The organism is Olivibacter sp. SDN3 (assembly GCF_014334135.1).
GTDB lineage: Bacteria > Bacteroidota > Bacteroidia > Sphingobacteriales > Sphingobacteriaceae > Olivibacter.
The window spans coordinates 2,907,473-2,931,978 of sequence record NZ_CP060497.1; the positions used below are offsets into that span (position 1 = coordinate 2,907,473).

Genomic DNA, 24,506 nt, shown 5'->3' on the forward strand with positions numbered 1-24,506 from the left:
CTAATAATTGACGATTTACTGTTTTTAGTTTTTATTTATTATCGTTTAGCTTTGAACCTTTGGAATTTGGCTATTGGCGTTCCGCTTTTCTCCTTCAATTGCCCTTTTTATTGCTGTAGCAAAGCCAAGATGCAGGGCATCGTGGTTTGGAAAATAATTGATTGCATCTTCAATACACAATAGTTCAAGTCCATAATGTAATTTGGTGGGATTAAAGTTACAGAAAATATATCTTTTTAAATCTCCTACCAATTCTTCAATCAAGGTATAGGCCGCTCCTTTCAAAAAAGCTATTTCGTCCTCATGGATAAACTTTTCTGGTCTGGTGCCTCGTTGATACCGTAACATGTACTTATTATCCATTTTTAGAGGTAGGCCTGTCAGCGTATAGCAAAGTTTTTGCTGACTTACTAAGATATGTCCAAAATTCCAGGCGATATTATTGTTAAATCCTGGAGGGACGATATTCAGCTCAGCGATCGTCATCTCGTCCATCAATCGGATGAAATTTTTTCGGGTTTGAATTGCTATGTCTATACTTGTTATGACCATTATGAACTACATTACATGGTAAAAATTTTATCCTGCTTATCGAGGTATTCATTTTCTACAACCTCCTCAATAGGTTCAGCCTGTTCAAATTCTTTTAATTTTTTATGGAAGCCTTCGCTATCTTTTATGATGGCAATACGTGCACTTCTAACAAATTCGATAAGGTTATATTCCGCTAAAGCTTCAGTTAATTTATCAATCTCTTCTCGATGCCCAGCAGTTTCAAATACAGTATAATCATTGCGTATTACTACTGCGTGAGCACCGTATTCGCGTAAAAGCCTTTCAATTGGAGCTTTTTCGGCAACAATATTTGTAGGAACTTTATATAAGGCTTGTTCCTGCCAAATAACCTCATCGTTAGTATTATAATAGGCTTTCAGCACCTCTACTTGTTTTTCGATCTGCCTGCAGAGTTTTCTTACCACCTCTTCAGATTCTGTTATAACAATGGTGAATCGGTGTATGCCATGTGCTTCAGAAGGGGAAGTATTAAGGCTTTCGATGTTTATTTTACGACGAGAAAAAATGATAGCTATTCTGCTGATCATACCGATAGTATTTTCTGCGTATAATGTGATAGTATATTCTTGCTTTTCCATTTTTTACACTTCTTGTTACTTCAATCGTATTTCACTTACACTGCTTCCTTGTGGTACCATAGGAAAAACATTGTTTTCTCTACCCACCATTACCTCTAATAGATAAGAGCCATCGTGAGCCAACATCTCCATTAATGCTTCCCTGAGATTCGATCTGTCCTCGATACGGTTTCCTGGGATATGATATCCTTGGGCCACCGTAGTGTAATCCGGACTGGTGATATTGACAAAAGAATAACGTTTATCATGAAAGAGTTGCTGCCATTGACGCACCATGCCTAGAAATTGATTGTTCAAAATGAGAATCTTTACTTTCGCACCAAATTGCATGATCGTTCCCAATTCTTGTATGGTCATCTGTATGCCGCCATCGCCGATAATTGCCACAACGGTACGTTCAGGGGCACCGTACCAAGCGCCAATGGCTGCCGGAAGGCCAAAGCCCATGGTGCCTAGACCACCCGAAGTAACATTGCTTTTGCTTTGCTTAAAGCGGGCATATCGGCAAGCTACCATTTGATGTTGACCTACATCGGTTACGATAACAGCGTCATCTTGGGTAAGTTCATTTAGTATGTTGATTACTTCGCCCATTGTCATCTCGCCTTCACTAGGTTGTAACTCTGTTGTGATGACCGTATTGATTTCTTCTTGTTCTAACATGCGGAATTTCTGTAGCCATTCTTCATGTTGGGTCTCCGCTACCAGTTCGGTGAGCAAGGGTAGTGTTTCCTTGCAATTACCCCATACCGGAACAGTCGTCTTAACATTTTTATCGATCTCAGCGGGATCAATGTCTAAGTGTATAATTTTAGCTTGTTTTGCATATTTATCCAATCGACCCGTTACCCGGTCGTCAAAACGCATACCTATGGCGATTAGCACATCGCATTCATTGGTTAAGACATTCGGAGCATAGTTTCCATGCATGCCGAGCATTCCTACATTGAGTGGATGATCGGTAGGTAAGGCGCTCAAACCCATAATGGTCCAGGCGGCGGGAATGCCTGTTTTTTCGATGAAGGTTTTAAACTCCTCTTCCGCTTTACCCAGGATAACACCTTGTCCAAATAATACAAACGGCTTTTTGGCTTGATTAATAAGCTTGGCCGCTTCTTCTATATATGATTTTCTAATGATGGGAGCTGGGCGGTAACTTCTGATATGATGGCATAAAGTATAACCTTCATAGTCAAATAGCTGTAACTGCGCATTTTTTGTGATATCGATCAAAACCGGGCCTGGGCGTCCTGTGCTGGCGATATAAAATGCCTTTGCTAGCGCAGCAGGTATTTCCGACGCATCGGTCACTTGATAGTTCCACTTCGTTACCGGTGTGGTAATATTGATTACATCCGTTTCCTGAAAGGCATCCGTACCCAAGAGGTGTGCAAAAACCTGGCCGGTAACACATACAATAGGGTTGCTATCGATCATCGCGTCTGCAAGACCAGTAACTAAATTGGTTGCGCCCGGACCGCTGGTAGCAAATACCACGCCTGTCTTTCCCGAAGTGCGGGCATAACCTTGGGCGGCGTGTATTCCTCCCTGTTCATGGCGTACTAAAATATGCTTAAGTCGGTCATTGTAGTCGTACAATGCATCATAAATCGGCATGATTGCACCACCCGGATAGCCGAATATAGTATCCACTCCTTCAGCAATAAGAGCTTCCAATACCGCTTGGGAACCGGATAATTGTGTTTTTTTTGCCTTTTCCTCCAGTTTGTTGTGAGGAGTGTCTTTGGTTATTTCGAGCGTATTCATATTATTAGTATTTAGCTATAAGCCTTATTTTCTCCATTTTATAGTCAGCTAGTGAAAATATATTATATATAACCGAAATTTATTCATCAGTTACACAGCCTCCAGCGGCGTCCGATACGGTTTTGGCATATTTATACAAAACTCCCTTCGTTACTTTCAATGCTGGTTGTATCCAACGTGCGCGGCGCTGAGAAATGACTTGTTCATCCACCTGCAGATTGAGTGTGTTATTTACCGCATCGATTTCGATGATATCGTCGTCTTCTACCAGGCCGATGAGTCCACCTGAGTAAGCTTCTGGCGTGATATGTCCGACAACGAAGCCGTGTGTCCCTCCAGAAAAACGGCCGTCGGTAATGAGGGCAATTGATTTGCCGAGCCCTGCACCGATGATTAAGGAAGTTGGTTTCAACATTTCTGGCATTCCAGGAGCGCCCTTAGGTCCTTCATTTTTAATAACAACCACATCTCCGGGCTTAATCCTACCCGATGCAACTCCGGCAACTAAATCATGTTCGCCATCAAAAACACGAGCAGGACCAGTGAACTTTTCCCCCTCTTTGCCCGAGATCTTGGCAACAGAACCTTTTTCTGCGAGATTGCCGTAAAGAATCTGCAAGTGACCCGTTGCTTTGATTGGGTTCTCCAATTTCTGAACAATAGGTTGGTTATAGTCAACGATTGATTTGACGTCAGCAAGATTCTCGGCAAGTGTTTTTCCCGTAACAGTCAAGCAGTCGCCATGTAATAAGCCTTCATCTAGTAAGTATCGTAATACTGCAGGGGTTCCGCCATATTGGTGTAAATCCTGCATCAGGAATTTTCCGGATGGTTTAAAGTCTGCTAAAACAGGGGTTACGTCCGACATACGTTGAAAGTCGTCCTGTGTAATATTTACGCCAACTGATTTACCGATCGCGATAAAGTGTAAAACAGCATTGGTACTCCCTCCAAGGATGATGATGGTACGCAATGCATTTTCGAACGCTTTACGGGTCATGATATCAGAAGGTTTGATATCTTTCTCCAATAGGATCTTGATATATTTGCCAGCTTCTAAACATTCTGCTTTTTTATCTTCTGAAACAGCGGGGTTAGATGAGGAGTAAGGCAAGCTCATTCCCATCGCTTCAATTGCAGAAGCCATGGTATTGGCTGTATACATCCCCCCACAAGCTCCTGCGCCAGGGCAAGTATGCTTGATGATACCTTCGTAGTCTTCATCCGATAGGTTGCCACATATCCGCTGTCCTAATGCTTCAAAAGCCGAGACGATATTCAGGTCTTGCCCTTTATAATGTCCCGGTGCTATCGTACCGCCATAAACCATAATAGCCGGGCGGTTTAACCTCCCCATGGCCATGATGGCACCTGGCATGTTTTTGTCGCAACCCGGAATCGCAATCAATCCGTCGTAATATTGTCCACCGCAAATCGTTTCAATACTGTCTGCAATGACGTCGCGTGATACCAGGGAAAAACGCATGCCGTCCGTACCGTTGCTCATCCCGTCGCTCACCCCAATCGTTCCGAATGTAAGGCCCACTAAATCATTTTCCCATACGCCTTTTTTGACAACTTGAGCCAAGTCATTTAGGTGCATGTTACAGGTGTTTCCATCGTAACCCATACTGGCTATACCTACCTGTGCTTTGTCCATGTCAGCGTCTGTCAAACCGATACCGTATAGCATCGCTTTTGCGGCAGGCTGCGTTTCATCTTGCGTAAAGATCTTACTGTATTTGTTTAGTTCAGTTTTTTGTTTAGTTAGCATATGTTGCTTAAAATATATTTACTCTTCTATTGTAATAAGATGATTTCCTTGTTCAATAATAAGACTGCTTAGGTAAAGCGCATTTCTCCCTCATTTATTTGTTTTCCCAAGTTAAGGGCTTCTATTTACAAAGGCAATAGCTGAATACGATTTCTTAAATTTGGTATATTATTCTATGTGTTGTGTGTTTTGTAGAATTTTATTTCATGATTTTTGCTTGTTTTGTTATATTAATAGCTGTAAAATAGACTAAAACCTAATTCGGTATACGGTATAAAAATATGCATGCATAGTATTTTTATACAATTTTCTTCCTGAAATGTGCTGCTTCCTGAAAAAAGTGAAAAAAATAAAAGCCCGGTAATCATCATTGATTACCGGGCTTTTATTTTTTGTTTGGTATCTTACTCTTCTTCAAGAACACCTTCAGCAAGCACGGTAATTTTATTGTCGAGTACTTCGACTACCCCGCCTTTGATAATAATGACCTCTATATTTTTATTGTCACGGATAATAACTTTCCCGTCCTCCAAGGTAGAAATAATTGGTGCATGATCTTTTAGTATTTCAAAAGATCCAGCACTTCCTGGGACGGTTACCGATGTGGCTTTTCCGCTGAATACTGACTGATCTGGTGTAATAATATTAAGTTCCATAGCTTTCGAAAGTTATAGTGTAATATGCTAAACCAGATATTACACCATACTTTTTATTTAGGCATTAGCCTCTTCTAATAGTTTTTTACCTTTTTCAATTGCATCTTCAATGCTTCCAACAAGGTTAAACGCTGCTTCTGGATATTCATCTACCTCGCCATCCATAATCATATTAAAACCTTTGATGGTATCCTTAATGTCTACTAATACGCCTTTAAGTCCTGTGAATTGTTCTGCAACATGGAAGGGTTGCGATAAAAAGCGTTGAACCCTACGAGCACGTGAAACAACTAATTTATCCTCTTCAGAAAGCTCATCCATACCTAAGATGGCTATAATGTCTTGTAATTCCTTGTAGCGTTGTAGAATTTCTTTCACACGTTGTGCTGTATTGTAATGTTCACTACCAAGGATTACCGGATTAAGAATGCGAGAGGTAGAATCTAAGGGGTCCACGGCAGGATATATTCCCAGCTCGGCAATTTTGCGCGATAATACAGTTGTTGCGTCTAAGTGAGCAAAAGTGGTTGCAGGAGCAGGGTCCGTCAAGTCATCCGCAGGTACGTATACCGCTTGCACAGATGTAATAGATCCACGTTTTGTAGAGGTAATCCTTTCCTGCATTAAACCCATTTCCGTTGCTAATGTTGGTTGGTATCCCACAGCAGAAGGCATACGGCCCAATAACGCAGAAACTTCAGAACCAGCTTGCGTAAAACGGAAAATGTTATCAATGAAGAAAAGTATATCTTTACCGGCGCCTTCACCATCTCCATCACGGAAATATTCCGCTATGGTTAAGCCTGATAAAGCTACTCTTGCCCGTGCCCCTGGAGGCTCGTTCATTTGGCCAAAAACGAAAGTGGCTTTGGAGTCTTTCAATGCTTCAGTATCTACCTGTTCCAAGCTCCACTCGCCTTTTTCCATGCTATGTAAAAACTCGTCTCCATATTTAATGATGCCCGATTCAAGCATCTCACGGAGTAAATCGTTGCCTTCGCGAGTACGTTCTCCCACGCCAGCAAAAACAGATAAACCAGAGTAAGCCTTTGCTATATTATTAATAAGCTCCTGAATGAGTACCGTTTTACCAACACCCGCACCGCCGAACAAACCAATTTTACCACCTTTAGCATACGGTTCTAATAAATCGATAACTTTAATACCTGTGAAAAGTACTTCCGTTTCGGTGGATAAATCTTCAAATTTCGGTGGCAAACTGTGGATAGGACGACCGTTCGATTTATCGAGCTCTTTAATACCATCAATGGCATCTCCAACTACGTTAAATACACGGCCCTTAATGTCATCGCCTATAGGCATTTTTATAGGAGCTCCAGTATCTTTTACAGGCATACCACGAACTAAACCGTCGGTTGAATCCATAGCGATGGTACGTACGCGTTCTTCTCCTAAATGTTGTTGAACCTCTAAAACAATACGCTGCCCGTTTGCTTTTTCGATTTCCAATGCGTCGAAAATTTTCGGTAACTTGGCGTCGCCTACAAAGCTGACGTCTACTACTGGCCCGATTATTTGCGCTATTTTTCCGGTGTTGGACATATAAGAAACTATGTTTTTTTAAATAATGTACAGATTTATTGCCATTTAAGGGCTTTATTTCGGACTGCAAAAATACGCTTTATAGTGGAATATCAAATACTTAAATGAAAAGATTTTTTATATATATGATCAATTCACACCAAAACCGCCCGGACTAAAGACGAAAAGTTTATGTTGTTTGGGCCTTATTGCGATTATAGATATGTTTTGGCACGTTAATAGTTAATATTTTATTTTAACAATAAATTTGGATGGGAAGTGCATAGTTGCTCATTTAGGAAAAGCTAACAAAAATTAGGTGTTAATCGTAGTGGGGTTTCTAGCAGAACTGTAATGGGATAAAGAGTGTTAATTTAATATACGTATGAAGAAAGTTTTGATAACCGGTAGCAATGGTTTGCTTGGTCAGAAAATTACAGATGCTGCATTAGCGGATGCAAATATAGCATATATCGCGACCTCTAGAGGAGCTAACAGACACCCGGTGAAGAAGGGATATATTTACATAGACCTAGATATCACAGATTTTGAGCAAACGGAAAACATTGTTAAAGAATGTTCACCTGATGTGATTATCAACACAGCAGCTATGGCTAACGTAGATGCATGCGAACGTGACCCCGTAGCTAGCCAAAAGGTGAATGTGGAAGCAGTTGCTAATTTGATTGCACTCTCTGAGCGCTTTAATATCCATTTAATACACCTTTCAACAGACTTTGTATTCGATGGAGATGAAGGACCGTATATGGAAGATGATGAGCCAAATCCAATTAATGTTTATGGCAAACATAAACTGGCTGCTGAAAAATTAATAAAAGACTCATCCTGTATATGGTCAATCGTTCGCACAATTTTAGTATATGGAGTAGTAAATGATCTAAGTAGAACCAATATCGTCCTTTGGTCAAAAAATGCTTTGGAAAATGGTCAAACGATTAAGGTAGTGAATGATCAATGGCGCATGCCAACACTGGCTGAAGACTTGGCCAAGGCTTGTTTAACGATGGCGATGAAAAAAGCAGAAGGCATATATCATATATCGGGTAAAGATCTATTTAGTATTTGCGAATTGGTAGATGCCGTGGTGGAGCATTGGCACTTGGAATCGTCTTATATTTGTAAAGAGAGATCTTCTGAACTCAAACAGAACGCTTTGCGCCCTAAAAGAACTGGTTTTATCTTAGATAAAGCTTATGATAAGCTAGATTATGTCCCCCATAGTTTTGGAGAAGGGTTAAAGCTTATCGAGGAACAGTTAAAGAAAATAGGCAAGCAGTCGTCCTTATAACTTGAAGCTTTGTAAATAGATGGATAGATACACGTAAAGCCTAAATCCTTTGAGATTATGGTTGTAATATAATGATGGCATTTTGACCTCAAGATATCGATAAAACGCCAACCTGAGATTTATTTCAATTTCTTGGGAAAAAAATGGTATCTTTAGCCGTTAACCTTGTTGACTTATTATTAAAAGATTTACACAATGACTTTAGCGAGAAGACGCCTGATACCAATATTTAAATGGAACAATGCTGAATTAAATATATCGCCATTTGGTGCCCAAAAGGATATGGAGATGATTGTTTCTTTCGGCCTTATGGGGTTGTTGATTCGAAAATGCGTTCTTCAGTGCGACGTATTCCGCACTCCAAGTTGCTAAAATAACGGTTGCAACCTACTAATCTACTTACTATTAATCATTTTTAATTATTTAATCCCCTATAACCATGGATCCTTCTTTATCACCTATATTAATTATTGTTGGTGCGATAGTAGCGCTGTTTTTGTTACTATACATTCTGCCAGTCAATTTATGGTTTACTGCTCAGCTTTCTGGCGTGAAAGTGAATCTTTTAAACCTCGTATTGATGCGTTTACGTCGAGTATCTCCTTCTTTGGTGACAAATGCGATGATTATTTCAACAAAAGCCGGTTTGAATATTACTTCTAATGAAATTGAAACGCATTATTTAGCAGGAGGAAATGTGAATAGCGTAATAAAAGCATTGATTTCGGCAGATAAAGCTAATATTCCTTTGGATTTTAAATTGGCAACAGCCATTGATCTCGCTGGCAGAGATGTATTTGATGCCGTCCAGATATCTGTGAACCCTCGTGTGATTAATACGCCGCCAGTTGCGGCAGTGGCTAAAGATGGTATACAGTTAATTGCAAAGGCGCGTGTTACGGTACGGGCAAATATCAATCAATTGGTTGGAGGCGCGGGTGAGGAAACGATACTCGCGCGCGTGGGAGAAGGTATAGTAACCACCATAGGGTCCGCTGACAATCATAAGGAAGTGCTTGAAAATCCCGATAAAATCTCAAAAACAGTATTGGAAAAAGGATTGGATAGCGGTACTGCCTTTGAAATCCTTTCAATAGACATCGCAGACATTGATATTGGTGAGAACATCGGTGCTAAATTGCAGACCGATCAGGCAGAGGCTGATTTAAAAGTAGCCAACGCTAGAGCCGAAGAACGACGGGCAATGGCTGTAGCCACTGAACAGGAAATGAAGGCTAAAGCCCAGGAAGCGAGAGCAAAGGTCATTGAAGCAGAATCTCAAATACCTTTAGCCATGGCCGAAGCGTTTCGCAGTGGTAACTTGGGTATTATGGACTACTATAAAATGCAAAATATTCAGGCGGATACCGATATGCGTGAGTCTATTGCAAAACCTGGTACAGAAAACAAAGGGAAAAATAAATAACTATAGGGCTAGCGCACCTAGTTTTGATTTTAGTCTTTTTAGTAAGAAAGAGAGATGTTGTAATCCCACCATCAACCCGAGCACGGGAATTAATGTTTGGAAAGAAAAGTACAATTAATCACATGAATCTATTTTGTATTTGAGTTCGTGATTGATAAGCATTTTGTCTAAGTTTGCCCACGTATGACTATTGTTACTAAACCTATAACAGATCAAGATGTGTTGTATGAAGACAATCATTTGATAGCGATAAATAAACGTGCGGGAGATATTGTTCAGGTTGATGAAACAGGAGACGAATCTCTAGATGAAAAAGTAAAAGACTACCTAACTAAAAAGTACAATAAACCGAATGGTGCCTTCCTAGGAGTTGTGCACCGTCTAGACCGACCAGTAAGCGGTGTAATTTTATTCGCCAAAACCAGTAAGGCTCTAGATCGTATAAATAAAATGTTTCAAAGCAGAGATATACACAAGACCTATTGGGCAGTGGTACGTAATAGACCCATTCAAGATGAAGGGGTACTGATTCATTGGCTTGTGAAAAACGCACGTAAAAACGTCACTAAAGCCTACCGCAATGAGGTGAAAGGAAGTTTGCGAGCAGAATTAAGTTATCGATTAATTGGTGAATTGAATGGTTATTACTTGTTGGAAGTATATCCGGTGACAGGTAGACCACATCAGATACGTGTCCAGCTATCTACTCTCGGATGTCCAATAGTTGGCGATAATAAATACGGCTATCCCAGGGGAAGTATGAAAAGAAGTATTTGCTTACATGCGAGGAAGTTAAGCTTCGAACACCCAGTGAAGAAAGATCCTGTTAATCTCTTTGCGCCCTTACCAAAGGATGGTTTTTGGGAAAGGTTTGAGGGTTTTTAATCGAATCGTGTATCAAATAATCACTAATATCTTGTTTTCAAAAAATTAGCTGCCGGTAGTAGAGGTGTTGGTTGCGCTCAATAAGTCTAATGGCTGTTTTAACTTAATTCATCAAATTACATTAAAATGTTCTACGAAATTTGACAGTCTTACTTTTTAATTTTTATTTTGTCATTATGGAAAGGATTTGGATCTATCAAGCAGACAGAGAGTTTACAGAAATAGAGGAACAGATAGTGCTAGACAAACTGGAGGAATTTACTATGCAATGGAAGGCTCATGGGCAACCATTAGCTGCTTCCGCTGATATTAGATACCATCGTTTTATCGTTATTGCCGTCGATCAATCATACGCTTTGCCTTCTGGATGTTCCATTGACAAATCGGTTAGGTTATTAAAAGAGCTGGAAGACGAATTGAATATCGACTTCTTCGACCGAATGCAGATAGCCTATCGTGATGGAGATCAAATTGTAGTAGCTCCGCGTGTCGCATTCGAAAAATTGATAGCAGAAGGGCTTATTAACGCAGATACCGTTGTTTTTAATAATTTGGTTGCCAATAAGGAGGAACTAAATACCCAATGGGAAGTACCATTTAAAAATAGTTGGCATGCTAAAATATTTCAACTGGCCAAATGATAACAGCTTGTCAGTTTGGAATATCGCTTTGCTCCATATAACGCAAAATTGTGTTGGCTTTTCTATTAATGAACGTTGAGGGTTTCGTGGCCGACCATTTTTTGGGATTTGGTAAAATCGCTATGAGGAGAGCTGCTTGTCTTTTCGTTAACGCAGTCGCAGGTTTGCTAAAATAACTTAACGTGGCAGCGTTCGCGCCGTATATACCATCGCCCATTTCTATTATATTTAGATATACCTCTAAAATTCTTTTTTTGCCCCAAAGCAGTTCTATTAAAATAGTAAAATAAGATTCAAACCCTTTTCTTATCCAAGATCTCCCTGGCCAAAGAAATACATTTTTTGCCGTTTGTTGACTGATCGTACTGCCGCCCCGGATAAGGTCATCCGTCTGGTTTTTTTTATAGGCCTCCCGAATAGCTTTTATATCAAAGCCAGCATGAATCATAAAATTTGCATCTTCGCCTGTGATAGCAGCTCTTTTTAGGTTTTCTGAAAGATCTTCGTAATGTACCCATTGTTTTTCTAGCTTCCAGTCTTGCCCTTCCAACTTTCGTTCAATCCCTCTTTGAAGCATTAACCAGGTAATTGGAGGATTTATATATCGTAATATAAATACCCAACTGATAGTGATTATGATAAAATAAAAACAGATATGAGCAAATGTTTTCCCTAGCTTCTTTTGCCAAAAAAAAAGGATTAGCCTATCCCTGCCAGTATTTTTTTTGTGTGAAGTGTGGAATCTTTGATTTTTATTCCGTTGATTTTTAGGCGCTCGCTTTTTCGTCATAAATAAGCAAGTAGGCGTTTTTAGTGAATGCTTAATTAGTTTGCAAACCTAAGATAAAACTTTGTTTTTACGAAATGATAAGCGATAATCTGATTGTACAAATTGATCATGGTAATTTTATAGAAAAAGAAGAAAAGAATGGTCAGTGATGGTCGTGATATTATTTTCATATTTGTCAACATTTAGGGGTCAGAGGCTTAACCAATTTATTAAAACACGTATTAATGAACCATCTTCCAGTTGTAGATTTAATGATAATAGGAATATACCTGATTGCCATGATAGTGGTAGGTTTTTGGTTTTCCCATAAAAATAAAACCGCTGACCAATTTACTAAGGCTGGCGGACTTATTCCCGGATGGGCTATAGGTCTGTCCATATATGCCACCTTTTTAAGTAGTAATACTTTTTTGGGTGTGCCAGGAAAGGCTTTTGGAAGTAATTGGAACTCCTTTGTGTTTAGCCTTTCCATGCCGTTAGCAGCTTGGGTTGCAGTAAAATATTTTGTTCCCTTTTACAGAAGTACTGGAAAAATATCTGCTTATACGCATTTAGAGCATCGTTTTGGACCATGGGCAAGAACCTATGCTGTTTTGTGTTTCCTGTTAACCCAATTAGCGCGTATGGGATCAATTTTTTTTGGAATAGCTTTGAGTTTGCAAGCATTGACGGGCTATACTATGGAAGTTATTATGTTGATTACCGGGGGCTGTATTATTTTGTATACGGTGATGGGGGGGATCGAAGCAGTAATCTGGACAGAGGTAGTACAGGGTGTAGTAAAAACCTTAGGGGCTTTGCTGATCATCTACCTGGTAGTGTCTAATATGCCAGGAGGCATATCGAAAATTATTGAAATTGGAAAAGCCGACCACAAATTCAGTTTAGGAAGCTTCGAACCGGCGTTTACGCAATCGACCTTTTGGGTAGTACTGCTCTACGGTTTTTTTATCAATTTAAATAATTTTGGTATGGATCAAAACTATGTGCAACGATACCATACGGCGGTGTCTCCTAAAGACGCCGCAAGGTCGGTTTGGTTATGCGTATGGATCTATCTGCCAGCATCTTTTTTATTTTTTATTATAGGAAGTTGTCTATATGCTTTTTATCAAATGAACCCCACTTTAATAGAATCAGTGAAAATACAGACCGCGGCAGAGCAATTGGGGGCAGCAGGAACGACGGCGGAAATAAGCCAGTTAGCTGCTGCTCTAAAACCCGAAGATTACGGAGATAAGGTTATGCCTCATTTTATGGTTACTCAAATCCCAACCGGATTGATTGGTCTTATTGTATCGGCCATTCTCGCGGCTGCTATGAGTACCATCAGTTCAGGTATGAACGCGTCTGCTACGGTTTTCTCGGTAGATATCTACCAGCGTTATATTCGGCAGTTTCAAAATGATAAACAAATGCTTCGTCTACTTCATGTTGCAACAACCGTATTCGGTATGCTCGGTATTATCGTAGGGATATTGATGATCGGTGTAAAAAGTATTCTTGATGTTTGGTGGCAATTGTCGGGTATATTTGCAGGTGGTATGCTAGGCTTGTTCCTACTGGGTATGTTGAGCAAGAAGGCTAAAAATACAGATGGGATGATTGCTACCCTAGTGGGGATATCGGTTATCCTCTGGATGAGTTTTTCTTACCTGATACCAGATAGCTATAGCTACTTAAAAAGCACGCTGCATGCCAATATGATTATTGTCGTTGGCACCTTAAGTATTTACCTGGTGGGCGTTATAATTAGTTTTTTACGGAAAAAGTAACCTAAGGCTAATATCCTATAATTTGCGGCAAATATATTATAAGAAACATCACCTTGTAAAGAATAACTTTGTAATAGTTATAACCTACAGAAATCACATGCAAGAGAAACCAAAAGGATTTGTACCTGTAATGCTTACGCCATTTACCGAAGTGGGTTTGGTGGATCTCCGGGCGTTGACTTCATTAACGGAGTTTTATATTAATGCAGGAGCCACTGGTTTGTTTGCCAACTGTCAATCCAGTGAAATGTTCGAGTTAACCGAATCAGAAAGTTTGAAGGTCATAGCGCATGTATTGAAAGTTGCAAACGGTAAAGTGCCTGTCGTTGCTGCATGCTCCATTGCGGGTAATGTGGCGATGCAAGCAGATTTTGTAAAACGGGCACATGCTTTAGGCGTACAAGCGGTGATCATTATTACCGGTTTGCTGGGAGGAGAAGAAGACTCGGATGAATATTTAAATAGTCGGATTTACCAACTCTTTGAGCTAACAGAAGATATACCCTTAGGATTTTACGAGTGCCCCGAACCTTATAAGCGTTTATTAAAAGCTCATCAATTGGGGAGGTTCGTGTCTACTGGAAGGGTAATTTACCATAAGGATACTTGTTTAGATATAGAACAAGTGCAAGCAAAAATTGCAGCAACCGCAAAGTATAGCCTTTTTGGTTTATATGATGCTTATATGGGACATGCAGTGGCATCGCTAAGATCTGGAGCAGCAGGGTTGTCGTGTATTCAAGGGAACTATTTCCCGGAACTAATTGTCTGGCTATGTCAACATTTTGACCAGCACCACTTTACTAGTGAAGTCAACCTGGTTCAGCAATTTCTTATAGAAAATATGGAAGTAATGCATGCAGCGTATCCAATAGTATCCAAATATTTTTTGCAGAAAAGAGGACTATCTATTTCGCTTTTTAGTAGAAGAGAAATCGAACCTTTTAATAACAAAGCAAAGTTGTCAATTGATAAACTTTACACTGATTATACTCGGTTAGCCAATTACTTAGAATTACCAAAAGCAATTCAATCACACAAAAATATATCTTAATCGTGTCGTAAAAATACATGAGAAAATTAATAGTTAAAGGAATGCAACGGAGATTGGAAAAAAAAGTACTCTTGTCATTATGTTTTTTATTGAACATTTGGTTTGCGTGCAGCTCACAGGAAAAGCCTTTTATACTTCAAGGGGATGTATTGAAAGAGCAGGTTGCCTATTTCAACTCCATCGACGATGAGTCTGTTGTAAACTTCGTTCCTAATGCAAATGCATATGATTGGCTTATTGATAATGTACCTTTATTTGAGTGCCCTGACTCAACTATACAACGCATTTACTACTATCGTTGGTGGAGTTTTAGAAAGCACTTGAAAGAAACACCTCATGGTTTTATTTTTACAGAGTTTATTGAACCGGTAAGTCACGCTGGTAAATATAATGCTATTAGCTGCGCTTTAGGGCATCATATTTACGAAGGACGCTGGCTTCATAATCCCGAGTATATTAACCAATATATTGATTTTTGGTTGTTAAATGAGTCTACTTTCGATTCTTCTAAGTTTCATGCATTTAGCAGTTGGTTAAGTGATGCGGTTCATAATCTTTATTTGGTGAACTATGATCGTGTATCTATCGCTAAGTGGTTACCCTTGTTGGATGAGGATTATGAACGTTGGGAAGAAGAGCGGCAGTTACCTGGAGGGATGTTTTGGCAGTACGATGTACGAGACGGTATGGAAGAATCTGTGAGTGGTGGTCGGAAGATCCAGAATAGACGTCCTACAATTAATAGCTATATGTACGGAAATGCAAGAGCGTTGGGAAAAATAGCATCACTATTAGGAAATGAAACACTAAAACAAAAATATCAACTAAAGGCCAATCAATTAAAGCAATTGGTTTTGGATAGTTTGTGGGATGACACGAGTAAATTTTTTAGAACCCAACATCCAAATGGTAAGCTCGCCCCTAGGGAGGCTATCGGTTTCATTCCCTGGTACTTTAATCTACCTCCTGATGATGCCAACTATCAGAATGCTTGGTTGCAACTGCAGGATACGGCGGGTTTCAAAGCACCATGGGGTTTAACTACCGCTGAGCGTCGAGAGCCCACTTTCCGCACCCGTGGTTCCGGGCATGGATGTGAATGGGATGGTGCTATATGGCCTTTTGCTACTACACAAACATTAAAAGCACTCGCAAATTTTCTAACAACCTATCAACAAAATAAAAAAATAAACCCAAAGGCATTCTATGACGAGATACTTCAATATGCGGTTTCCCATCAGAAAAATGGCCAACCTTATTTAGGAGAATATCAAGATGAAAGAACAGGATATTGGCTAAAAGGGGATAATCCCAGAAGTAGTTTCTATAACCATTCGGGATTCTGTGATTTGATAATTAATGATTTGATCGGATTAAAACCGGTTGATGAAAATAGTATCCTACTAAAGCCTCTAGTCCCTCCAGATCAATGGGAATGGTTTTGCCTCGACAACGTGTTGTATAATGGTCGGATTTTAACTATTGTATGGGATAAAACGGGCAAAAGATATGGTAAGGGTGAGGGATTAACAATATTTTCCAACGGAAAGAAAGTGAGCGCTTCCAAAAAACTGGAAAATTTAAAAGCGAACTTAAATTAGTTTTATTGGTATATACAAAGATGAAATTTTTAGCGGCATTTATCAGCTATATGTTATTCGGTATGTCTACATCTGGACAAACACAAGCTTACTATAACGTGCTGGATTATGGAGCCAAAAATGACAGTACTGCATTAGCTACAGAAGCTATCGTAAAGGCCATAGACCATGCCTCTCAAGCAGGTGGGGGGACAGTTTTTTTTCCAGCAGGAAAGTACCTAACAGGTCCTATTCATTTAAAAAGCAATATTACCCTGTTGATAGATGCCGGTGCAGAGATCAGTTTTAGCGACAATTTTGATCACTACCTACCGATGGTACCCAGCAGGTGGGAAGGTACTATGGTATATAATTTCTCTCCACTGATTTATGCTTATGAGGCGGAGAATATTACCATAAAGGGAGGTGGTGTACTCAATGGAAATGGCAAGAAGTGGTGGGCTTATTCTGAGGTACAGGTAAAAAAGTCGCCCGAATCCCATTGGCAAAAAGAATTTCATCGACTAAATACAGAAATCCTCCATCCGGATCTTCCTGGTTGGGTGGAACTCGGTTTCTTAAGACCCCCATTTATACAAACGATGTATTGCAAAAATGTGCGTATTGAAGATGTTACGATTAAAAACTCACCATTTTGGACAGTTAACCCTGAGTTCAGTGACAACGTAACGGTAAATGGGATAACGATCAATAATCCACCTTCACCTAATACTGATGGTATTAATCCAGAGTCGTGCAGTAATGTACATATCTCGAATTGCCACATCAGTGTAGGCGACGATTGTATTACCATCAAATCTGGTAAAGATCGTTCAGGCAGAAAAGAGGCACGAGCAGCCGAAAACTATACGATAACCAACTGTACAATGTTATCCGGCCATGGAGGTGTGGTGATTGGCAGTGAAATGTCGGGCGACGTCAGGAAGATTACAATAAGCAATTGTGTATTTGATGGTACGGATCGAGGTATTCGCATAAAAACAGCCCGAGGGCGAGGTGGTGTTGTAGAAGATATAATGGTCAGCAATATGGTGATGAAGAATATCAAACAACAGGCGATTGTGCTCGACATGCAATATGCTAAGACTAAGTCAGAACCAGTTTCTGAGCGGACACCCATTTTTCGAAATATACATTTAAGTGGTATTACAGCGCATGGAGAACAAGCAGGTTATTTGAATGGTTTGGAAGAAATGCCGATCGAAAGCATCACTTTTGACAATATCATCATGGAAACCAAAACTGGCTTTCTGATCAAAAATGCCAAAAATATTAACTTTAGCAATGTGTTGATAAATGCGCAGAAAGGGGCTGCTATCCAAGCGTCAGAAGTGTCGGCTTTGCAAGTAAATGGTTTACGTAGCTCAAAGGAGTATAAAGATGCCGCAGCAATAATGTTGAACAATGTGGCAGATGCTTTTATCACTAATAGTTTCATCCAGTCGCCAATAGCTACCTTTTTGCAGATAACCGGAAGAAATAGTACGGGGATAGTTCTGAGAAATAATGTTTTAAATAAGGTGAAAAAGCCTGTATCAAAGCATGGGGATGTGAAAGAAAAAATCATCGTCAATTAATGTCTATGTTATTGAAAAAATACCAAAAGCTCTATTTTTTAATCTTGATAATTTCATTTACGAGTACAGCTTTATGTGGGCAGGATCTTCGTTTGTGGTATACTGAACCAGCTGCCGAATGGACGGAAGCGCTTCCCATCGGGAACGGAAAATTAGGAGCAATGGTATTTGGAGGTATTGAACAAGATAGAATTCAGTTCAATGAAGAATCATTGTGGACAGGAACGCCTAGAGATTATAACAAAAAGGGCGCTCATCAATACTTGCAGAAAATTAGGTCACTGCTTTTTGAAGGTAAACAAGCAGCAGCCGAGAAATTGGCTGGTGAGCATTTTATGGGAACAAAATCTATTGCTGATGAGCGAAAGCCATGGTTCGATGGTATACGGCGTATTGTTGATAAAAAGCGGAACCCCTCCTTAAAGGACTTTAACGATAAGGAGTGGAAGTTACTGACCTTGCCTTTAAAAGATGGATGGGAAAAGGAGGGCTTAGAAGGACTGGATGGAGCAGTGTGGTTCAGGACAGATTTTGAATTACCAACGAGTTGGCGAGGACGGGACCTGGTGGTAGACTTAGGTAAGATACGCGATCAGGATTTTACCTACGTTAACGGCCAATTAATTGGGACTACCCAAGACATGAATCAGGGGAGGTTATATGTGATCCCAAAAGAATTGGTTGAAAAGCAAAATCAACTGGCAATACAAGTGCTGAATTACGAGGATAAGGGTGGCCCAGTAGGGTATAAAGATCCCAAAAGGAGACTACGTATTTATCCAAAAGATGGAGATGAAACGAACTATGTATCATTAAACAAAATGTGGAAATACTGGGTCCAGGATGATCATGCACCGAGGGTGGGGAAATATCAAGAAGCCTATCAACCTTTTGGAGACCTTTTACTAGATTTTAATCATTCTCTACCTGTAGAGGATTATAAAAGAACACTTGATTTAACAGACGCAATTTGCGAAACAAGCTATAGCAGTGGGCGGGTTCAATATAAACGAACTTATTTTGTCAGTGCTATTGATCAAAGTTTGGCTGTTCATCTAACCGCCAGCGTTAAAGAAAGGATAAATTTTCGTGCCACATTAAGTACACCTCATAAGACCTATCAATTAAAAAAAGTGAATGATAGTACTATCAGCTTATCCCTGCAAGTGAAGCATGGTGCCCTAGAGGGAGTAAGTTTATTGAAGGTTCGCCACAACGGTGGCAGTATAATTGTAGATAATAACCAGATCAGTGTAGTTGGAGCGGATACAGCTACCATATTCCTAACCGCAGCGACAAATTTTATAAACCATCAGGATATTTCTGCTAAACCTCATGATATTTCCCGAGATCGAATCAATCAGTTAGCTAATAAAACATATGAACATATTCGCGAGGTACACGTACAAGACTATCAAGGTTACTTCAATCGATTTTCTTTGAACTTTGGTACAACAAAAGCATTCCACTTACCAACTGATAAGCGGATAGAACAATTTGCTACAGTAAATGACCCCAACTTAGTAGCATTATTTGCCCAGTATGCACGTTATCTATTGATTACCAGTTCAAGAGAAGGCGGACAACCTCCAAATTTACAAGGAATCTGGAATGATTTACTTACACCCCCCTGGGGTAGTAAATATACTACAAATATCAATGCTGAGATGAATTATTGGCCTGCGGAGCTTATGAATCTGTCAGATCTGCATAAACCTTTGTTTGATTTGGTACAAGACCTGAGCGAAACGGGTAAGAAAACGGCAAAGGAATATTATGATGCACCTGGTTGGGTGTTACATCACAATACCGATTTGTGGAGAGGAACCGCGCCCATCAATAACGCCAACCACGGTATTTGGGTAACAGGTGGGGCATGGCTATGTCAACACTTGTGGGAGCATTATTGCTATACACAAGACAAACACTTTTTGCAGAATAAGGCCTATCCAATTATGAAAGATGCAGCAGTATTCTTCGATTATTTTTTGGTAGAAGATCCCAATACGGGCTTGCTCATTAGTACACCTTCGAATTCACCTGAGCATGGGGGCTTGGTGGCCGGACCAACCATGGATCATCAGATTATCCGTCAGCTATTTAAAAACGTTATAGAAGCATCAAAAATTTTAGACGTAGATACAGCCTTTGCTAGCAAAATTGCCAGCAAAAGTAAAAAGATAGCACCGAATACAATTGGTAAGCACGGACAGCTGCAGGAATGGTTAAGTGATATCGACGATCCTAACAACACCCATCGACATGTGTCGCACCTTTGGGCAGTATATCCAGGAAGTGAAATCAATTGGAAACAAACGCCCGAATTAATGGAAGCGGCGAAACAATCATTACTCTTTCGTGGTGACGAAGGAACAGGGTGGAGCTTAGCTTGGAAAATCAACCTCTGGACGCGTTTTTTGGATGCTGAACATGCTGATCGGTTGCTCAACATGCTGATTAGTCCGGCGGTACGCGGTGGTGGCGTTTATCCGAATCTCTTTGATGCGCATCCTCCGTTTCAGATAGACGGTAATTTTGGTGGAGCATCTGGTATAGGAGAAATGCTGTTACAAAGTCATTTGGAAGGTATAGACTTATTGCCGGCCTTGCCCTCCAGTCTGCACGATGGCGAAGTAAAAGGAATCTGTGCAAGAGGAGGATTTGAATTGAGTTTTTCTTGGAAATCAGGCAGTCTAGAAGAGCTTGAAGTGGTCTCCAAAGCAGGAGGCTTGTGCCGTATCCGTTATAAGGGTAAGGAGTTTAGTTTTCAGACTGTAAAAGATGGGAAGTACAAATTGGATGGTCAATTGAAGCTTTTAACAGCTTCTTAAGCAAGAAGAAATTAAAATAAATATTGTTGGTTACAATAGTTGGTGGAGACCATCGGAGGTTTGGAGTTTTCTGAACCTACCGATGTGTCTTTTTATTGGCTTGCGGTTTTTTTAATGATAAAATAGCGGTAGTGAATGTATATCACAATGAAGTACCATCGTCTGCCTGTTTTTATATATACCCGCCTTATGCACGCAAGAAGGGGCAAATAAAAGTTTTTATTAGCTCAAGATTGACAGCGTGTTACTCACGAAGACACTATCCAAAGCCGTTTAGAAAAGGTACGTGAATTTATTTTTAAGTGAATACTGCCACCCCATGATCAATGACGGGAAATAAGAGCTAACCTTGCTTCTGAATAATGCTAAAGGCTTAATTTACTTGAGTTTAGATGTTTAATGATTATTCTTGATAAGATACTATAATAAAAAGCTAAAAACCTGCATATTTGAAGTCGCCGTTTTTTTGAATTTTGTAGTAGAACTAACCATAGCACGTGTGTACACATGGCTAATTAACTTATTTTTCTAACCCTTTGACATAACCTAATGCGTAAAAACGAAGTATTAATTTATCTATACCGACTTACGAGGCGAATACCATTATTCGTATTTATTATCATACTCGTAATACTATGCTCAGACATAAGGGCATTTGCTTTCGTAAATTTGCCAAATGGGCCGTACACAGTAGTAATAAATCAGGCATCTATAAAAGGTTCCGTTAGGGATCGAAATGGAGATCCCATTGCCGGTGCTACGATAAAAATCAAAAATGAGCAGAATTCGGTAACTACCGACGATCAAGGAAAATTTCAACTTCAGGTGCCTTCTACTGGTAGTGTATTAATGGTAAGCTACGTTGGTTTTGCAACTCAGGAAGTTGCGATAAACGGAAGGGATGAAGTAGCTATCATATTGGAAGAAAATGCTTCTGAACTCGATGAAGTCGTCGTTATCGGCTATGGTACAACGAAAAAGAGAGATTTGACAGGATCAGTGGCCTCTATCAAATCGGAAGAGATCGTTTTAACACCTACGCATAATCCATTGGAAGCAATGCAGGGTAGGGTTCCCGGTCTTGACATCACCCGTTCCAGTGGACAGGCTGGTGCTGGTGTAGATATTGTTCTCAGAGGGAACAGATCAATTACCGCCAGTAACGAACCGTTATATATTATCGATGGTTTTCAAGGCGGCAGTATCGACGACCTCAATCCCAATGATATCGAGTCGATTGATGTTTTAAAGGATGCGTCTGCCACGGCGATTTATGGTTCTCAAGGAGCAAATGGTGTCATTATAGTCACGACCAAAAAAGGTATGGCTGGAAAGGCGAAAGTCTCCCTCAACAGTTACTATGGGATCAATGGACTGACACCTTATCCCGACGTCCGTTTATTTGATGACTATGTGCAGTTAAGACGGGAAGCATGGCGATATAATGGGCAATGGACCTCTCCAGCCGATGACCCGAATATTTTCGCAAATGAAGGTGAATGGGAAGCCATTCAGAACGGAAATTGGATTAATTGGCCTGATCTGCTGCTGCAAAATGGTAGTATGCAAAATCATACGATCTCTGTTCGCGGCGGTTCCGAGAAAACCAAAGTTTTCTTTTCAGGAGGCTTTTTCCAGGAAGATGGGATTTTGCGCAACGATAACATGAAAAGGTTTAACGGGCGTTTTAACGTTGAACATGATTTAAATCGTTGGGCAAAAGTGGGAATGCTTGGACAGTTAACTTACTCAAATATTAATAGAAGAACAAGTAATTTACTGGCGAACGCCGTAACGGCGAGTCCTTTCGGACGAGCATTCGATGACAACGGTGATATCGTCGTGTACCCAAATCCAGCCAATCCGTCGTTTCCCAGTGTATTGACTGATGAACGAGGCTCACATATCGCGACAGACAATACGCTTAGATCAAATATTATTCTCAATACCTTTTTGGAACTGAAACCCGTTGAAGGCTTGACCATTCGGTCTAATTTTGGTACGAATTTTACCAACGACAGAAGGGGGCAATTCGATCACGAAACCTCTTGGCGACAAAGAAATACCAATTTTACGGAGGCATCGATGTCTAAAGGTTCTAACAAGTTTTTTAATTTTGATAATATCGTTAGTTATGCAAAAACATTTGGAGAACACGATGTAACCGTTACCGGAATCACCAATTATATTCAAAACGAATATGAATTTCTATCTGCAACCGGGCGTAATCAGCCGCTGTCTTCTCAATTATTCTATAATTTATCCGCAACTGATCAAGATAGCCGGTTGATTACGTCAAATTACACAAAGTATAACATGATGTCTTATGCAGGAAGAATCAATTATACATTTAAAAATAAATACATTTTTACAATAACCAACAGGTTTGATGGCGCCTCCAGATTGGCTCCAGGGAATAAGTGGAATATGTTTCCCTCGGTAGCAGGAGCTTGGGTAGTTAGTGACGAAAGGTTCATGGATAAGATTTCGTTGATCAATTTCATGAAATTAAGGGCATCCTATGGTGTAGCTGGAAATTCTGCCGTTGATCCCTACGGGACACAGAATTTGGTATACGCCAACAATAGGTTGGCATTTGGAGAAGTGCCAGCGGCGACCTATCTGTTCGAACCGCGTATTGGCAATCAATTGCTTGGCTGGGAAAATTCCGCAACAACTAACTTTGGTTTGGATCTTGAACTTCTCAATCAACGCCTGACTGCCACTATTGATTATTATAATACGGTAACCACAGACCTCATTCTTGAGCGTACGTTACCTCAATTGACTGGTGTAGCGAGTGTATACCAAAATATAGGAAGCACGAACAATAAAGGCTTGGAAATAAAACTAAATTCCCAGAATATACAAGCTAGTAATTTTTCTTGGAATACCGCGCTGACTTATACTAGGAATAGAGAACGGATTACAGGTCTGATCGATGACGTTGACATTATAGATGGTTTAGATAATTCGTTGCTGTTAGGACGCCCTGTCAATTCGTTTTATGGATTTAAAAAATTAGGAATTTGGCAATCAGATGAAGCTGAAGAAGCCGCAAGTTATACCTATGGCGGCGCTAATTTTACACCTGGCGACGTGAAGATCTTAGATGTTGATGGAAACAGTATAATAGATAATAACGATCGGATGTATTTGGGGAGTAACGTTCCTAAAGGCATCATCGGTCTCCAAAATAATTTTAGGTATAAAGCGTTCGATCTGGGTCTCTTTATCATAGGGAGGTGGGGCCAAACGATCGATGCTGAGATTTTGGCAAGATATATGGCAGATGGAGAACGAAACGGACCTGCCGCATTTAATTATTGGACACCCGAAAATCCTACAAATGATTTCCCGCGGCCGCGGCGGAACAACCTTTCCGCATATCCTATCGAGAATGGAGTGCTAACAATTGTCGACGGATCTTTCCTTAAGATTAAAAATATCTCTTTAGGGTACAATATGCCTTCCAGAATTGCGCAAAAGATTTTTGCGGATAAGATCAGAATTTACGCAACAGGTTCTAACCTTTTCGTTTTTTCCAAAAGTCACTTGCTGAGAGATTATGATCCGGAAAGGGGCGGGGCAGAGGCTGATCCCTTGAACAGGCAAATCGTCTTTGGTGTAAATATCGATTTTTAGTCGATTGAAAAGTATTAAATAATGAAACCATCATGATTTTCAAAATCACAAAGTGGAAATGATTAAACCGAGCTGGCGA

Annotated in this window: 17 protein-coding genes; 10 read left to right on the forward strand and 7 right to left on the reverse strand. The window is 40.1% G+C overall.

Features of this window, described 5'->3' with window-relative positions:
• Positions 1 to 45: 45 nt before the first annotated feature.
• The 6 genes from H8S90_RS12035 to atpD all read right to left on the reverse strand — a co-directional run bounded on the left by H8S90_RS12035 (position 46) and on the right by atpD (position 6,914).
• Positions 46 to 552 (reverse strand): DinB family protein, encoded by a 507-nt coding sequence (locus H8S90_RS12035; protein ID WP_187342755.1) that lies wholly within the window; start codon positions 550 to 552, stop codon positions 46 to 48.
• An 11-nt stretch (positions 553 to 563) separates the two neighbouring features.
• Entirely contained in the window at positions 564 to 1,154 is a 591-nt protein-coding gene (gene ilvN, locus H8S90_RS12040; protein ID WP_187342756.1) for an acetolactate synthase small subunit, read from the reverse strand.
• Positions 1,155 to 1,169: 15 nt separating this feature from the next.
• Complete coding sequence (gene ilvB, locus H8S90_RS12045; protein WP_187342757.1) at positions 1,170 to 2,921, reverse strand: biosynthetic-type acetolactate synthase large subunit; 1,752 nt, start codon at positions 2,919 to 2,921, stop codon at positions 1,170 to 1,172.
• 79 nt (positions 2,922 to 3,000) lie between these two features.
• Entirely contained in the window at positions 3,001 to 4,695 is a 1,695-nt protein-coding gene (gene ilvD, locus H8S90_RS12050) for a dihydroxy-acid dehydratase (RefSeq protein ID WP_187342758.1), read from the reverse strand.
• A 404-nt stretch (positions 4,696 to 5,099) separates the two neighbouring features.
• On the reverse strand, positions 5,100 to 5,351 hold the full coding sequence (gene atpC, locus H8S90_RS12055; protein ID WP_187342759.1) for an ATP synthase F1 subunit epsilon: 252 nt from the start codon (positions 5,349 to 5,351) through the stop codon (positions 5,100 to 5,102).
• 57 nt (positions 5,352 to 5,408) lie between these two features.
• Positions 5,409 to 6,914, reverse strand: coding sequence for a F0F1 ATP synthase subunit beta (atpD, locus tag H8S90_RS12060; RefSeq protein WP_187342760.1), 1,506 nt, complete (start codon positions 6,912 to 6,914; stop codon positions 5,409 to 5,411).
• 364 nt (positions 6,915 to 7,278) lie between these two features.
• Here atpD and H8S90_RS12065 point away from each other — a divergent pair, with 364 nt between their 5' ends.
• The 4 genes from H8S90_RS12065 to H8S90_RS12080 all read left to right on the forward strand — a co-directional run bounded on the left by H8S90_RS12065 (position 7,279) and on the right by H8S90_RS12080 (position 11,154).
• Positions 7,279 to 8,202 (forward strand): SDR family oxidoreductase, encoded by a 924-nt coding sequence (locus tag H8S90_RS12065; protein ID WP_187342761.1) that lies wholly within the window; start codon positions 7,279 to 7,281, stop codon positions 8,200 to 8,202.
• Positions 8,203 to 8,641: 439 nt separating this feature from the next.
• On the forward strand, positions 8,642 to 9,628 hold the full coding sequence (gene floA, locus H8S90_RS12070) for a flotillin-like protein FloA (RefSeq protein ID WP_187342762.1): 987 nt from the start codon (positions 8,642 to 8,644) through the stop codon (positions 9,626 to 9,628).
• Between the two features lie 183 nt (positions 9,629 to 9,811).
• Positions 9,812 to 10,513 carry an RluA family pseudouridine synthase gene (locus H8S90_RS12075; RefSeq protein ID WP_187342763.1) on the forward strand — a complete coding sequence of 234 codons (702 nt, stop codon included), beginning with the start codon at positions 9,812 to 9,814 and terminating at the stop codon, positions 10,511 to 10,513.
• Positions 10,514 to 10,689: 176 nt separating this feature from the next.
• The gene (locus tag H8S90_RS12080; protein WP_187342764.1) at positions 10,690 to 11,154 is read left to right on the forward strand and encodes an ABC transporter ATPase; all 465 of its coding nucleotides are present in this window, start codon (positions 10,690 to 10,692) and stop codon (positions 11,152 to 11,154) included.
• Between the two features lie 10 nt (positions 11,155 to 11,164).
• On the opposite strand, the gene mtgA is transcribed toward H8S90_RS12080, so the two are convergent.
• Positions 11,165 to 11,854 carry a monofunctional biosynthetic peptidoglycan transglycosylase gene (gene mtgA, locus H8S90_RS12085; protein WP_370525700.1) on the reverse strand — a complete coding sequence of 230 codons (690 nt, stop codon included), beginning with the start codon at positions 11,852 to 11,854 and terminating at the stop codon, positions 11,165 to 11,167.
• Between the two features lie 314 nt (positions 11,855 to 12,168).
• On the opposite strand from mtgA, the gene H8S90_RS12090 reads away from it, so the two are divergent.
• The 6 genes from H8S90_RS12090 to H8S90_RS12115 all read left to right on the forward strand — a co-directional run bounded on the left by H8S90_RS12090 (position 12,169) and on the right by H8S90_RS12115 (position 24,427).
• Positions 12,169 to 13,719, forward strand: a complete 1,551-nt coding sequence (locus tag H8S90_RS12090; protein ID WP_187342766.1) for a sodium:solute symporter — start codon at positions 12,169 to 12,171, stop codon at positions 13,717 to 13,719.
• Positions 13,720 to 13,816: 97 nt separating this feature from the next.
• Positions 13,817 to 14,773, forward strand: coding sequence for a dihydrodipicolinate synthase family protein (locus H8S90_RS12095; RefSeq protein WP_187342767.1), 957 nt, complete (start codon positions 13,817 to 13,819; stop codon positions 14,771 to 14,773).
• Positions 14,774 to 14,790: 17 nt separating this feature from the next.
• Positions 14,791 to 16,374: an alpha,alpha-trehalase gene (locus H8S90_RS12100; RefSeq protein WP_255501925.1), complete on the forward strand. Its 1,584-nt coding sequence runs from the start codon at positions 14,791 to 14,793 to the stop codon at positions 16,372 to 16,374.
• Between the two features lie 20 nt (positions 16,375 to 16,394).
• The gene (locus H8S90_RS12105; RefSeq protein ID WP_187342768.1) at positions 16,395 to 17,951 is read left to right on the forward strand and encodes a glycoside hydrolase family 28 protein; all 1,557 of its coding nucleotides are present in this window, start codon (positions 16,395 to 16,397) and stop codon (positions 17,949 to 17,951) included.
• Positions 17,952 to 17,995: 44 nt separating this feature from the next.
• Positions 17,996 to 20,782 carry a glycoside hydrolase N-terminal domain-containing protein gene (locus tag H8S90_RS12110; RefSeq protein ID WP_255501926.1) on the forward strand — a complete coding sequence of 929 codons (2,787 nt, stop codon included), beginning with the start codon at positions 17,996 to 17,998 and terminating at the stop codon, positions 20,780 to 20,782.
• Positions 20,783 to 21,331: 549 nt separating this feature from the next.
• Positions 21,332 to 24,427 carry a TonB-dependent receptor gene (locus H8S90_RS12115; protein ID WP_187342769.1) on the forward strand — a complete coding sequence of 1,032 codons (3,096 nt, stop codon included), beginning with the start codon at positions 21,332 to 21,334 and terminating at the stop codon, positions 24,425 to 24,427.
• The last annotated feature ends 79 nt before the right edge of the window (positions 24,428 to 24,506 follow it).